The following is a 14,631-nucleotide window of genomic DNA, read 5'->3' on the forward strand; positions in this document are numbered from 1 at the left end:
ATCCTCTGCCTTTTTCAGTTACAATAAGAAAATATGATCTTTCGTTTATATAGACGTAAAGGTAGCATGAAAAGTTTCATGTTTTGGAGGTAAAAATGAAAATAAAAGAAATTATTGTGGTCGAAGGGAAAGATGATACTGTAGCCATCCAAAGAGCGGTGAATGCAGATACAATCGAAACAAACGGTTCAGCGGTAAGCGATGAAACCATTGAAAAAATCCGATTGGCTCAAAAAAAGAGAGGCGTCATTATTTTTACAGACCCTGACTATCCTGGACAGCGAATTCGAAATATAATAACAGAGCGAGTATCAGGGTGTAAACATGCCTTTTTATCGAAAGATGAGGCAAGACCAAAGAGTGGAAAAGGTATTGGGGTGGAGCATGCTTCGTTAGAATCAATTCGCGAAGCATTGAAGGCTGCACAGCAAGAATGGATCAATGTAGAGGAAGAGATCTCAAAGCAAGACCTTCTTGACGTTGGATTAATTGGAGGTACTCAAGCAAAGGAAAGGCGTGAAAAGCTTGGGATTGTATTAAAGATTGGATATGCTAATGGAAAACAGTTACATAAACGCTTAACAATGTTTCAAATTCCAAGGGCAGTATTTATAGAAGCGATTGAACGTATAAATAAGGAGGACGTAAACAATTGGTAAAAGAGATTGCAACACCGAATCGTACAAAAGAAATTTTAAAAAAGCACGGATTTACGTTTAAGAAAAGTTTAGGTCAAAACTTTCTTATCGATACAAATGTTTTAAATCGAATTGTTGATTATGCAGAGTTAACGCCTGAGACAGGTGCAATTGAGATCGGACCAGGGATTGGAGCTTTAACAGAACAAATTGCGAAGCGCGCAAAGAAAGTTGTTGCTTTTGAGATTGATCAGCGATTATTACCGATTTTAAAGGAAACTATGGAACCTTATCCACATGTGAATGTTATTCATCAAGATGTATTAAAAGCAGATGTAAATGAAGTAATTAGTAAAGAATTTGAAGGGCTAGAAGACCTCATGGTAGTGGCTAATTTACCTTACTATGTTACAACACCGATTTTGATGAAGCTATTAGAAGAAAAAATTCCTGTGCGAGGCATGGTAGTTATGCTTCAAAAAGAAGTAGCAGATCGCATTGCTGCTAAACCAAGTACGAAAGAATACGGATCACTCTCTATTGCAATTCAATACTATACAGAAGCAGAAACGGTAATGATTGTACCTAAAACAGTATTTAATCCGCAGCCGAATGTAGATTCAGCCGTTATTCGTTTGATTAAAAGAAAAGAACCTGCTGTACAAGTGTTAAATGAGGGCTTCTTCTTCCAGGTGGTTCGTGCTAGCTTTGGACAAAGAAGAAAGACCATTTTAAATAACTTAACAAATAACTTGCCAAAAGGAAAAGAACGCAAAGAACAAATTGAACAAGCTTTATCTTTAGCGGGCATTGACCCAAAAAGAAGAGGAGAAACCTTGTCAATTCAGGAATTTGGCTTGTTAAGTGATCACCTTTTTAAAACGTTCTGTTAGAACGAATCACCTTTTCAAAACTCAGTCATAGGCTATGAAGAAAGAAAAAAAGAATAGTTCTTTAGGCGGTTGAGACGGAGTGAAGAGGATGAATATTAAAGTTGGTGATGTAGTAACTCGCCCTTCCTATCAGCGAGATTTACTTTTTCGTGTTATATCCATTAATCAAGATGAAACGGGAGCTATTTATGCAACGCTCTTTGGAGAAGATGTGCGGTTAATAGCTGATGCCCCATTTTCAGATTTAGAAGTCGTGAGCGAACAAGAGAAGAAGAAACGTCAACAAGAAGAAGATCAATTGTTACAACGCTCTTTAGCCTTGATTAAACAAGACTATAATTTAAGTAGACAAAAAAGCGAATACGAAACAACAAATGGCTATAATCATTCCCATGAGTTATTTCAGTTGCCAGGGAAAGTCTTGCATATTGATGGAGATCCAAATTATTTAAACAAATGTTTAATGCTGTATGAGAAAATCGGAATCCCTGTGTACGGTGTACACTGTCTTGAAAAAGAAATGCCTCAAAAAGTGCCGCAGTTATTGAAAGAAGTGCGCCCAGATATTTTGGTATTGACTGGTCATGATGCGTATTCAAAGTCTAAAGGAAAGAAGACAGACTTGGTCGCTTATCGTCATTCTAGGTATTTTGTTAAAACAGTTCAAGAAATCCGCAATCAAATGCCGAATTTAGATCAGCTTGTAATTTTCGCAGGAGCTTGTCAATCTCATTTTGAGTCGTTAATTCAAGCGGGAGCTAACTTTGCAAGTTCCCCATCACGAGTAAATATTCATGCGTTAGATCCTGTATATATCGTTTCAAAGATTAGCTTTACTCCCTTTACAGATCGTATCAATGTATGGGATGTGTTACGAAACACATTAACTGGTGCAAAAGGGCTAGGTGGTATTGAAACAAAAGGACTTTTGCGAACGGGTATGCCTTACCAATCACATGATGAGGACGAAGAGTAGAACCTACAAACAGTCTATGTTTGTAGGTTCTGTTTTTTTATTTCATACAAATGCTTGCATGTTGTACATATTTTCTTTTATTTGGTAAACAATACAAAATAAATGTAGATTTATGTTGGAAATTTTAAGTTGACATGAATGGATTATGGTTGTTATAATTTTATGTTTTTGACTAATTTTTATAATTGTGTTATACTACCTAGAGTGAGGTGGACAAATATGGCGAAAACATTATCTGACATTAAAGAAACGCTTGATTTACATCTAGGACAACGTCTGACTTTGAAAGCAAACGGTGGTCGTAGAAAGACAATTGAGCGATCAGGTGTATTAGCAGAAACGTATCCATCAGTTTTTATCGTTGAATTAGATCAGGCAGAAAATTCGTTAGAACGTGTGTCATACAGTTATGCAGATGTTTTAACTGAAACAGTGCAGTTACAGTTTTTTGATGAAAGTGCAGGCAGCATGATATAGAAAGTTGGCAGCGAGCAGTGGACACGTGTTTACTGCTTTTTTTATGCCATTTTACATAAACTAGTGAACATACTACATTCGCTGTGTTATATACTATAACTGTCGTGATTTCATGAAAGGAGTTGTGGCAGTTGGGAAGACGCAAAGGAATGATGTCAAACCAGTTTAAAGAAGAATTAGCAAAAGAGTTAGGTTTTTACGATGTTGTAAAAACAGAAGGTTGGGGAGCAATTCGTGCTAAAGACGCTGGAAATATGGTGAAGAGAGCAATTGAGATAGCTCAGCAACAACTTTCTAAATAAATTTGTTTTGTATAAACAAAGACTATTTTATTGATGATTAAAGAATAGGTAATGTTTCTTTTTTTAATAACCAGCTTAAAGAAAGCACGTGTGATGCTGTATTATTGAGTTGATAACATGACGAGAATATGGTCTATATGCAACATTCTTTACTCATCCATGTATGAATATTACTGGACGTTACACGTAAAGGATGTTGTGGGTTGAGTAGAAGGGGCAATCTTACTCCTTTCGACTCAGCCCTATTTTTATAAAGATGTCAAATAGAAAAGAGGTATCTTGCCTATTTTATGATAAAATAACGGTAAACTTTATTAGGTGAAGTAGGTGGAGTAAGTTGAAATTAATGGTGAAGGCGCCCGCTAAAATAAATTTATCACTAGATGTTTTACATAAGCGTCTTGATGGATATCATGAAGTGAAAATGGTAATGACAACAATTGACTTAGCGGATCGAATTGAACTTTCTGAACGAGAAGATGGAAAGATTGTGATTCACTCACAAAATCGCTTTGTTCCGGATGATCAACGTAACTTAGCATATCAAGCTGCTCAATTGTTGCAAAAGAGATATAAAGTGAAACAAGGAGTTACCATCTCAATTGATAAAATGATTCCTGTTGCAGCAGGGTTAGCAGGTGGTAGTAGTGATGCCGCTGCTACGTTAAGAGGATTAAACCAGCTTTGGAAGCTTAACTTATCCGTAGATACACTAGCAGAAATTGGAGGAGAAATCGGTTCAGATGTTTCTTTTTGTGTGTATGGTGGGACTGCGCTAGCAACCGGCAGGGGAGAAATTGTTCAGCATATTGAGGCACCACCAAACTGTTGGGTAGTGTTAGCGAAGCCGGAAATAGGTGTTTCGACAGCTGATGTTTATCGAAACTTACAGTTAAACAGTATTGATCATCCGAACGTAGATGGAATGGTTCAAGCAATCGAAGCAAAAGATTATACACAGATGTGTGGACTTGTCGGAAATGTCCTAGAAAGTGTTACATTAAAGATGCATCCAGAAGTCGCTTTGATTAAAGAGCAAATGAGACGTTTTGGTGCAGATGCCGTTTTAATGAGCGGAAGTGGCCCTACAGTGTTTGGGTTAGTTCAATATGATTCAAGAATGCATCGTATTTATAATGGTTTAAGAGGTTTTTGTGACAAAGTTTATGCAGTCAGATTATTAGGAGAGCGATTACCTCTTGATTAAATCCGTACATTAATGTTATATTCAATTTAAAATATTCGGATTTTAGGAGGGCGTTATGAAATTCCGACGGAGTGGCAGATTAATTGACATGACAAATTACTTTATCCAAAATCCTCAACGTCTGATTCCTCTCACGCATTTTGCTGACAAGTATGACTCAGCAAAATCATCCATAAGTGAAGATATGGCAATTATTAAGCAGACGTTTGAACAACAAGGGATTGGTACACTAGTGACACTTCCAGGTGCAGCAGGTGGTGTCAAATTTATTCCAAAAGTACCAACAGAAGAAGCAACACAGTTTGTAGCGGAGCTGTGTGAAATGGTTGCAAAGCCAGAGCGTCTGTTGCCGGGTGGTTATTTATATCTAACTGATATACTAGGAAATCCTCGGGTTGTAAATAAAATAGGACGCTTGTTTGCTTCTATGTTTGCTGACAGAACAATTGACGTTGTAATGACAGTAGCAACAAAAGGAATTCCATTAGCATATGCTGTGGCACAGTTTTTAAATGTACCTGTTGTCATTGTTAGGCGCGATAGCAAGGTAACAGAAGGCTCAACGGTTAGTATTAACTATGTGTCAGGTTCTTCAAAGCGAATTCAAACTATGTTATTAGCAAAGCGTAGTTTAGCTGTAGGCTCGAATGTTTTGATCATTGATGATTTCATGAAAGCTGGTGGCACAGTGAATGGTATGATTAGCTTATTAGAAGAATTTGAAGCAAATGTAGCGGGTATTGGCGTGCTAGTAGAGTCAGAAGACATTGAAGAGAGACTAGTTGACGAGTATATTTCTCTTGTTCAATTAAAAGATGTTAATGTAAAAGAAAAACAAATTCGTGTACAAGAAGGAAATTACCTCAATCATATCTGAATGAGGTTCTTTTCTCTTTAAGTTTAAAGATAAAAGGAGAGGGAGAAACATGTTACAAGTTCAAACCAATAAAGCACCACAAGCGATTGGTCCATATTCGCAAGGAATCGTTGTGAACAATATGTTTTATAGTTCAGGTCAAATTCCGTTAACGCCAGAAGGTGAAATGGTGAATGGAGATATTGTTGAACAAACAGAACAGGTATTTCAAAATTTAGATGCAGTGTTAAAAGCAGCAGGTGCATCTTTTGAAACGGTTGTGAAAGCAACGGTCTTTATTAAAGACATAAATGACTTTGATCAAATTAACGAAGTATATGCAAAGTACTTTGGCAATCATAAACCGGCAAGGTCATGTGTTGAAGTCGCAAGGCTACCAAAGGATGCATTAATTGAAATTGAAGTTGTCGCGCTTGTAAAAAGCCGTTAATCGTTGTTCCATACAAGTTCCTTCTGTGTAAAAAGGATATAAATTCCATTCATTCACTTATTTTACGATTTTTTACTAAAAAATTTTTTAGAATTGCAGGAAAAGTTAAAAATCTGTGGAATTACTAGTTAAAGCTTCATTTAGAAAAAAGGTGGTGAACAGAATGGAAGTAACTGACGTGAGATTACGCCGCGTAAATACAGAAGGACGTATGAGAGCAATCGCTTCAATTACACTTGACAATGAGTTCGTTGTTCATGATATTCGTGTAATTGATGGGAATAACGGTTTGTTTGTGGCAATGCCAAGCAAGCGTACGCCAGATGGTGAGTTCCGTGATATTGCACATCCGATTAACTCTGGTACTCGCGGGAAAATTCAAGATGCTGTTTTAGCAGAATATCATCGCTTAGGTGAATTAGAAGTTGAATTTGAAGAAGCGGGTGCTTCATAAAATATGAATGAACAAAGAGTCTATTTTAAAATAGGCTCTTTTTTGTATAAATTCACTTGTTGTTCCTCAATCTAATCTTCAAGTTATTCTGTTTCTTTCAAATCTATGACAATTCACTGACAAATCTATGTACTTTTTCATCATTTCTTGAAATAGATGAGTTTTTAGGATAATATTCTTAATGGATAAAAAGGTAAAATTGGAGGCCTGTTATGTCAAAAAGATATGCAGTCATATTGGCAGCTGGGCAGGGTACACGTATGAAGTCATCTTTATATAAAGTGCTACATCCTGTTTGTGGAAAGCCGATGGTACAACATGTTATCGATCAGCTTTCTTCTTTAGAGTTGGCTAAACTAATCACGGTTGTTGGTCATGGTGCTGAAAAAGTAAAAGCACACATTGGGGATAAAAGTTCTTTTGTGTTACAAGAAGAACAACTAGGAACGGCTCACGCTGTGATACAAGCAGAAGAGTTGTTAGCAAATGAAGAAGGTACGACAATTGTTATTTGTGGAGATACACCACTTATTACAGCGGAAACTATTGAAGCTTTGTTAAATCAACATGAGCAAATGGGTGCGAAGGCAACAATTTTAACTGCATACGCAGAAGATCCAACAGGTTACGGTCGAATCATTCGTAACGAAGAAGGGTTAGTTGAAAAAATTGTTGAGCATAAAGATGCATCTGAACAAGAAAGAGCTGTGAAAGAAATTAATACAGGAACGTATTGTTTTGATAATAAGCAGCTATTTGAAACACTTTCTAAAGTATCGAATGACAACGTACAAGGTGAGTATTATTTACCAGATGTTGTTGAAATCTTAAAGAACCAAGGTGAAGTTGTTTCAGCTTACCAAACAAGTGATTTCTCAGAAACACTAGGTGTAAATGATCGCTTCGCACTGTCTCAAGCAGAAGAGACAATGAAAAAGCGTATTAATAAGCGTCATATGCTAAATGGAGTTACACTTATTGACCCTTCTAATACGTATATTTCAGCGGACGCAGTCATTGGTCGTGACACCGTTATTTATCCAGGTACAGTCATTATGGGTGAAGTTGTGATTGGTGAAAATTGTGAAGTAGGCCCAAATACAGAGATTAAGGACTGTAAAGTTGGGAACGAAACCTCTATTCGTCATTCTGTTGCACATGATAGCGAGATTGGCGCGAAAGTGACCATTGGTCCGTTTGCGCATATTCGTCCGCAATCAGCAATTGGTGATGAAGTACGTGTAGGGAACTTTGTAGAAATTAAAAAGTCGACATTTGGCAAAGGTAGCAAGGCGTCTCATCTAAGCTATATTGGTGATGCTGAAGTAGGGGCAGACGTTAATTTAGGCTGCGGCTCTATTACCGTTAATTATGATGGGAAAAATAAATATTTAACAAAAATTGAAGACGGTGTTTTTGTTGGTTGCAATTCGAATTTAGTTGCACCTGTTACAATTGGTGAAGGTGCGTATGTAGCAGCAGGATCGACTGTTACAGAAGATGTTCCAGGAAAAGCATTATCAATTGCACGAGCTCGACAAGTGAATAAAGAGAACTATGTAGAAAATTTAAATATGAATAAAAAATCCTAACGGAGGTTTCACAATACAATGTCAAAAGTATATGCTGATGAAAATCTAAAGGTTTTTACCCTGAATTCTAACCCTGCTTTAGCAGAAGAAATTGCAAAGGTAATTGGAGTGGAGCTTGGAAAGTGTTCTGTTGCTCGCTTCAGTGATGGGGAAGTTCAAATCAATATCGAAGAAAGTATTCGTGGTTGCGATGTGTTCATCATTCAATCAACAAGTGCACCAGTAAACGAGCATATCATGGAACTGTTAATTATGATTGATGCATTAAAGAGAGCGTCAGCAAAAACAATTAACATCGTTATGCCTTATTATGGATATGCTCGTCAAGATCGTAAAGCCCGTGCTCGTGAGCCGATTACATCGAAGTTAGTGGCAAACCTACTTGAAACAGCAGGTGCTACTCGTATTATTACGCTTGACTTACATGCACCACAAATTCAAGGTTTCTTTGATATTCCAATTGATCACTTAGTGGGTGTTCCAATTTTAGGTGAGTACTTCAAGAGTAAAAGCCTAGATGATGTTGTTATTGTTTCTCCAGACCACGGTGGTGTGACGAGAGCTCGTAAGTTAGCAGAACGTCTAAAAGCACCAATTGCAATTATTGATAAACGTCGCCCTCGTCCTAACGTAGCGGAAGTTATGAACATTGTAGGTCAAGTAGATGGAAAAACAGCTATTTTGATTGACGATATGATTGATACAGCAGGCACAATTACGTTAGCGGCTAACGCGTTAATCGAAAGTGGTGCAAAATCAGTGTATGCGTGTTGTACACACCCTGTCTTATCAGGCCCAGCTATTGAGCGTATTCAAAATTCTAACATTAAAGAATTAGTTGTCACAAACTCAATCGCGTTACCAGAAGAGAAGAAAATTGATAAAGTAACAGAACTATCAGTTGCTCCATTAATGGGTGAAGCAATCATCCGTGTACATGAAGAGCAATCTGTAAGTACATTATTCGATTAATATAAATGCAAAAAAGATCCTAACGGAAGAACGGTTAGGGTCTTTTTGCATTTAAGGATTTGTCACACTTTTACGGGAGGAATCTAGTCAGCTAGTAGTAGCGTCTTTTTTACTTGCGGAGCACACATGACATTATTTTGTTAAAAGTATGAAATGGTAGTGCTTTCTAATGTTGTTAATGACGGTGTTTTACACGGATCTCGATTGCTTCATTCTAAGTGAAATTTTTATTCTTTTGCCGATTTATGTTTAACTCTATTTCATTTGGGGTACGTTTATAATATGACTCAGAGAAAAAACATGGAAGGTGATATAAATGAGTACACTTTTACAAGCTAATGAGCGAAAAGAGTTTAAAAATTCAGCGAGAAGAAGAATCCGTGAGGCAGGAAATTTCCCAGCGGTTGTATATGGAAATAAAGTAGATTCTACATCAATTTATTTAAATAGCGCAGATTTTATTAAAACAATTCGTGAAACAGGACGCAATGGTGTGTTGACGCTACAAGTGAACAGTGACAAATATTCAGTTATGTTGCATGATATTCAAACAGATCCATTAAAAAATGAGATTGTGCACGCAGACTTCCAAGTTGTAGACATGTCAAAAGAACTTGAAACAACGGTGAATATTGTTCTAGTCGGCGAAGCAGCAGGAACAAAAGAAGGTGGTGTTCTTCAGCAATCATTACACGAAGTAACAGTAAAAGGATTGCCACAAGATATCCCGTCTCAAATTGAAATCGATGTAACCAACTTAGGTGTAAATGACACGATTACACTAGAAGAAGCATCGGTAGCGAAAAACATTGAAATCACACATGACTTAACAGAAGCGGTTGCATCCGTTTTACCACCTCGTCAAGAAGAAGATATCGATAGTGGTGAACAACAAGATAGTCCTGATGAGGAAGATGTAGAAGTCATTTCTGAAAAAAATAACGAAGAATAATAAAAAAGACGTAACCAAAAGGTTACGTCTTTTCGAATGATTTGATTATAATAAGAAAGAGAAGAACTAGATTTGTGTTTAAGAAAGGAGCGCATTCCTTGAAAGTAATTGTAGGATTAGGGAATCCTGGTCGAGATTATGACCGTACAAGACATAATATTGGATTTATGATTATTGATGAGCTAGCAGAACATTTGATGATTCCATTAGATAAAACAAAATTTAACGGCCTCTATGGTATGGGTACAGTAAAAGGTGAGAAAGTCATATTATTAAAACCGTTAACATATATGAATTTATCAGGTGAAAGCTTAAAGCCTCTCATGGAATACTACGATGTTTCTTCAAAAGATATCCTTGTGATTTATGATGACCTTGATCTTCCTTTAGGCAAGATTCGCTTGCGCACAAAAGGAAGTGCTGGTGGACATAATGGTATTAAATCACTTGTTCAACACTTGAAAACACAAGAATTTAATCGTATTCGTTTTGGGATTGATCGCCCGACGAATGGGATGAAAATAAGTGATTACGTGTTAGGTAAATTTACAAATGAAGAAATGGCTGAGATGAAAGAAGCGATTGATAAATCAATTAATGCAAGCGAAGATTGGATCCATACACCTTTTTTAGAAGTGATGAACCGATATAATTAAATGAATAACCTGCCTTGTAAGTGTCGATACTAGCAATAAAAACACTTGCTTGGGAGGATCATTATGTCTATCCGTTATGTTTGCAGACATTGTGGAACGAGTATTGGTATACTTAATGTAGCCACCATTGATAGTAAAGAACTTGGGTTCGATCACTTAACAGCGACCGAACGCAAACAATTTATTCATTATAACAGCAATGGAGAGATGTCCATTCAAACCATTTGTGAAGATTGTCAGGAAGCGTTAGAACGAAACCCTGATTATCATCAATACGAGACTTTTATACAGTAAAGAGCTTTGGTGTAACGAGCCAAAGCGTTTTTCTGTTTATAGTTGTACGAGGTGTGCATGAGAGGAGGGAATCCTTTGCTAGGGATTAAAAAACATTTTCGCGAAAATGTAGAGATAAAAACAATTATGCAAAGCGTGGAAGAACGATTAAAAGAACAACTTGTAGCAGGGATATCTGGGTCAGCTCGTTCTGTTTTAATGGCAACATTAAATGAAGAGCAGGAGCGACCGCTTTTAGTGGTCACACACAATCTATACCAAGCACAGAAAATTTACGATGATTTAGTCAATTTGTTACCAAACAATCATGTGTATTTATATCCTGTTAATGATTTAATCGCGACAGAGGTAGGGATTGCAAGTCCAGAGTTAAAAGCACAAAGAATTGAAGCATTAAATCATTGGAGTCACCAACAAAAAGGAATTGTCATTACACCTGTTGCAGGCTTGCGTAAGCTGCTGCCTCCAAAACAGCGCTGGAAACAGAGTCAGTTGTCTTTTAAAGTAGGAGACGACATAGATGTTGATACTTATCTAAATCAATTAGTGTTATTAGGATATGAACGTACATCTATGGTGGGTGCACCTGGTGAATTTAGTATTAGAGGTGGCATTATTGATGTCTATCCGCTGACAGAGGAACATCCTGTTCGTGTTGAATTATTTGATACAGAAGTAGACTCCATTCGTACGTTTACGATCGAAGACCAACGTTCGCAAAAACAGTTAAACAAAATTAACATCAGTCCTGCGACGGAAATGCTATTTACAGATAAAGAAATTGAACAAGGAGTGCAACACCTTGAAAAGCACCTTGCTTCAACGCTCAAAAGTATGAGAGATGAAGCTGTAAAAGAGTTATTAGTGGAAAATATACAAGGAGAAATTGAACAGTTAAAACAAGGTCATGTGTTAGATAACATGTTCAAATACTTGTCTATCTTCTATGAGGTGCCTACTAGTTTACTAGACTATTTACCGGAAAATGGTTTAATTATCTTTGACGAAATGACACGTATTCAAGAAACATCTGAGCAGTTAGATCAAGAAGAAGTTGAATGGGTTACAGACTTACTAGCCAGCGGTCAAATTGTAAGAGATGTTGTTCCTTCTCATAAAGTATCGTCATTAATTGCTGGGGCATCTCAACCAATTATTTATTTATCACTATTTTTAAAGCATGTTTCCTATACAAACCCGCAAAACATTATTAATGTTTCATATAAGCAAATGCAGCAGTTTTATGGGCAAATGAACTTATTGAAGAATGAAATTGATCGATGGGTGAAAAGTCAATACGCCATTGTTGTGTTAGGAGCAAATGAAGAACGAGTAAGTAAGTTAGAAAAAGTGTTAGCGGATTATGACATTGAGTCATCTGTGCTATCACCAGACAGTGAACTCGTTCCTGGTAAAGTTCAAATCATTGAAGGTGATCTTCATGTTGGATTTGAATTGCCTATGCAAAAATTAGCGATTTTAACAGAAGAGGAACTATTTAAAAAGAGAGTAAAAAAGACAAAGCGTCGTCAAAAATTATCAAATGCAGAGCGAATTAAAAGCTACTCTGAGTTAAACGTTGGCGATTATGTTGTTCATATTAATCACGGAATTGGCCGTTATTTAGGAATTGAAACCTTAGAGATTAATGGTAATCATAAAGATTATATTCATATTAAGTATGAAGGCACAGATAAACTTTATGTACCAGTCGAACAAATTGACCAAGTTCAAAAATACGTAGGGTCAGAAGGTAAAGAACCAAAAGTCTATAAATTAGGTGGAAGTGACTGGAAGAAAGTTAAGCGGAAAGTGGAGTCTTCTGTTCAAGATATTGCAGACGACTTAATTAAGCTATACGCCGAGCGTGAAGCAAGTAAAGGGTATGCTTTTTCTCCTGATGGTGACATGCAGCGTCAATTTGAGACTTCCTTCCCTTATCAAGAAACAGAAGATCAACTTCGCTCCATTCATGAGATTAAACAAGACATGGAAAAAGAGCGTCCAATGGATCGATTATTATGTGGCGATGTAGGCTATGGTAAAACAGAAGTAGCCATTCGTGCGGCATTTAAAGCAATTGCAGATGGTAAACAAGTAGCTTTTCTTGTTCCAACAACTATTTTAGCGCAGCAACACTTTGAGACAATTCGTGAGCGCTTTCAAGATTATCCAATTAATATCGGCTTATTAAGTCGTTTCCGTACAAGAAAGCAACAGCAAGAAACAATTAAAGGGCTTAAAAACGGTACAGTTGATATTGTCATTGGAACACATCGACTTTTATCAAAAGATATTGTTTATAAAGAGTTGGGCCTTTTAATTATCGATGAAGAGCAACGATTTGGTGTCACACATAAAGAAAAAATTAAGCAGTTTAAAGCAAACATTGATGTGCTTACATTAACGGCAACACCGATTCCTCGAACGTTACATATGTCCATGCTTGGAGTGCGAGATCTTTCTGTTATTGAAACGCCACCAGAGAATCGTTTTCCTGTTCAAACATATGTTGTTGAATACAACGGTGTATTGGTTCGAGAAGCAATTGAACGAGAATTAGCGCGAGATGGGCAAGTTTATTTCTTGTATAATCGAGTAGAAGATATTGAACGAAAAGCAGAAGAAATCTCAATGCTTGTACCTGATGCGCGTGTGACATATGCTCATGGGAAGATGAATGAGGCAGAGCTTGAAGCAGTTATTTTAAGTTTCTTAGAAGGTGAATATGATGTATTGGTCAGTACGACCATTATTGAAACAGGTGTAGATATTCCAAACGTGAATACGCTTATCGTTCATGATGCAGATAAAATGGGATTATCACAATTGTATCAGCTTCGTGGTCGTGTAGGCCGTTCAAACCGTGTTGCTTATGCGTACTTTACGTATCGAAAAGATAAAGTTCTAACAGAAGTAGCAGAAAGACGATTACAAGCAATTAAAGAGTTTACAGAACTAGGTTCTGGATTTAAGATTGCGATGCGAGATTTATCCATTCGTGGAGCAGGAAACCTGCTTGGTGCACAGCAGCATGGCTTTATTGATTCTGTTGGATTTGATTTATACTCTCAAATGTTAAAAGAAGCAATTGAAGAGAGAAGAGGAAGCGATGATCAAAAGCCATCTATTGATGTAGAGGTAAACCTCGACCTCGATGCTTACATTCCAGATCAATATGTTTCAGATGGACGTTTGAAGATTGAGCTTTATAAACGATTTAGAGGAATTGAAACATTAGAAGATGTTCAAGATTTACAGGATGAAATGATTGACCGTTTTGGTGAATATCCTCAAGAGGTCGATTACTTATTCCAAGTAGCACGAACAAAAGTACATGCAAAAGTTCAACTAGTGGAATCCATTATTCAAGCAAAACAGCAAGTAACAATCTTGTTATCCGAACAAGCTAGTTCGAATGTTGACGGTCAAAAACTATTCCAACTCGGTAATCAATTTGGCCGAATGATTAGTTTAGGTATGGAAGGCAAGAAGGTAAAGATTGTGGCAAACATCAAAGATGTCTCTCAAAATGATTGGCTCGATGCTACCTATGAAATTATAAAAGGGTTAGCCAGTGTAAAGCGAGAAGAAGTGAAAAGTTAAAAATATGTAATGAAAGCGTGAATCTCTTACTTCAATGAAGGTTTATTTTCAACTAGTCTTCATTGAGAAAGAGCATTTACGCTTTTCTTTTATTTAAAAGGTTTTAAAAAAAGAAGAGAGGGTAAAAGAGCAATAATTAACCATAATTAACCACAAATTAAACAGGTTTACTTTTAAAACAATAAGAACATTATGATATTGGGTACTTTTTAACAAAAAATGATATGGTTGGTGTATAGAAGTTTTTTTGTGAAGGATACTAATTTCAACAGTGGTGACAGCTTTTAAAACAGGACAAGTTCCTG

At 36.7% G+C, this 14,631-nt stretch carries 15 protein-coding genes; all 15 read left to right on the forward strand.

Annotated features, from left to right (window positions below; all coding sequences use genetic code 11):
- Positions 1 to 95: 95 nt before the first annotated feature.
- The 15 genes from rnmV to mfd all read left to right on the forward strand — a co-directional run bounded on the left by rnmV (position 96) and on the right by mfd (position 14,326).
- Complete coding sequence (gene rnmV, locus DIS06_RS18220) at positions 96 to 659, forward strand: ribonuclease M5 (protein ID WP_110114664.1); 564 nt, start codon at positions 96 to 98, stop codon at positions 657 to 659.
- The gene (rsmA, locus tag DIS06_RS18225; RefSeq protein ID WP_110114665.1) at positions 653 to 1,531 is read left to right on the forward strand and encodes a 16S rRNA (adenine(1518)-N(6)/adenine(1519)-N(6))-dimethyltransferase RsmA; all 879 of its coding nucleotides are present in this window, start codon (positions 653 to 655) and stop codon (positions 1,529 to 1,531) included. Before rnmV ends, rsmA begins: the two co-directional genes overlap by 7 nt.
- A gap of 88 nt (positions 1,532 to 1,619) precedes the next feature.
- On the forward strand, positions 1,620 to 2,507 hold the full coding sequence (yabG, locus tag DIS06_RS18230; protein WP_110114666.1) for a sporulation peptidase YabG: 888 nt from the start codon (positions 1,620 to 1,622) through the stop codon (positions 2,505 to 2,507).
- Positions 2,508 to 2,726: 219 nt separating this feature from the next.
- Positions 2,727 to 2,984 (forward strand): biofilm formation stimulator Veg, encoded by a 258-nt coding sequence (veg, locus tag DIS06_RS18235; protein WP_110114667.1) that lies wholly within the window; start codon positions 2,727 to 2,729, stop codon positions 2,982 to 2,984.
- A 131-nt stretch (positions 2,985 to 3,115) separates the two neighbouring features.
- Positions 3,116 to 3,286, forward strand: a complete 171-nt coding sequence (locus tag DIS06_RS18240; protein WP_110114668.1) for a small, acid-soluble spore protein, alpha/beta type — start codon at positions 3,116 to 3,118, stop codon at positions 3,284 to 3,286.
- A 337-nt stretch (positions 3,287 to 3,623) separates the two neighbouring features.
- Positions 3,624 to 4,493 (forward strand): 4-(cytidine 5'-diphospho)-2-C-methyl-D-erythritol kinase, encoded by an 870-nt coding sequence (ispE, locus tag DIS06_RS18245; RefSeq protein WP_110114669.1) that lies wholly within the window; start codon positions 3,624 to 3,626, stop codon positions 4,491 to 4,493.
- Positions 4,494 to 4,548: 55 nt separating this feature from the next.
- On the forward strand, positions 4,549 to 5,370 hold the full coding sequence (gene purR / locus DIS06_RS18250; protein WP_110114670.1) for a pur operon repressor: 822 nt from the start codon (positions 4,549 to 4,551) through the stop codon (positions 5,368 to 5,370).
- Between the two features lie 49 nt (positions 5,371 to 5,419).
- On the forward strand, positions 5,420 to 5,800 hold the full coding sequence (locus DIS06_RS18255; RefSeq protein ID WP_110114671.1) for a RidA family protein: 381 nt from the start codon (positions 5,420 to 5,422) through the stop codon (positions 5,798 to 5,800).
- A gap of 163 nt (positions 5,801 to 5,963) precedes the next feature.
- On the forward strand, positions 5,964 to 6,254 hold the full coding sequence (spoVG, locus tag DIS06_RS18260; RefSeq protein ID WP_110114672.1) for a septation regulator SpoVG: 291 nt from the start codon (positions 5,964 to 5,966) through the stop codon (positions 6,252 to 6,254).
- A gap of 212 nt (positions 6,255 to 6,466) precedes the next feature.
- Entirely contained in the window at positions 6,467 to 7,846 is a 1,380-nt protein-coding gene (gene glmU / locus DIS06_RS18265; RefSeq protein ID WP_110114673.1) for a bifunctional UDP-N-acetylglucosamine diphosphorylase/glucosamine-1-phosphate N-acetyltransferase GlmU, read from the forward strand.
- 18 nt (positions 7,847 to 7,864) lie between these two features.
- Positions 7,865 to 8,818: a ribose-phosphate diphosphokinase gene (locus DIS06_RS18270; protein WP_110114674.1), complete on the forward strand. Its 954-nt coding sequence runs from the start codon at positions 7,865 to 7,867 to the stop codon at positions 8,816 to 8,818.
- Positions 8,819 to 9,134: 316 nt separating this feature from the next.
- Entirely contained in the window at positions 9,135 to 9,770 is a 636-nt protein-coding gene (locus tag DIS06_RS18275) for a 50S ribosomal protein L25/general stress protein Ctc (protein WP_110114675.1), read from the forward strand.
- Positions 9,771 to 9,868: 98 nt separating this feature from the next.
- Positions 9,869 to 10,426, forward strand: coding sequence for an aminoacyl-tRNA hydrolase (gene pth / locus DIS06_RS18280; RefSeq protein ID WP_110114676.1), 558 nt, complete (start codon positions 9,869 to 9,871; stop codon positions 10,424 to 10,426).
- A 63-nt stretch (positions 10,427 to 10,489) separates the two neighbouring features.
- Positions 10,490 to 10,720 carry an anti-sigma-F factor Fin gene (gene fin / locus DIS06_RS18285; protein WP_110114677.1) on the forward strand — a complete coding sequence of 77 codons (231 nt, stop codon included), beginning with the start codon at positions 10,490 to 10,492 and terminating at the stop codon, positions 10,718 to 10,720.
- Between the two features lie 57 nt (positions 10,721 to 10,777).
- Entirely contained in the window at positions 10,778 to 14,326 is a 3,549-nt protein-coding gene (gene mfd, locus DIS06_RS18290; protein ID WP_481746886.1) for a transcription-repair coupling factor, read from the forward strand.
- The last annotated feature ends 305 nt before the right edge of the window (positions 14,327 to 14,631 follow it).

Origin of the sequence: Bacillus sp. CGMCC 1.16541, assembly GCF_003184905.1 — a bacterium.
GTDB lineage: Bacteria > Bacillota > Bacilli > Bacillales > Bacillaceae_H > Priestia.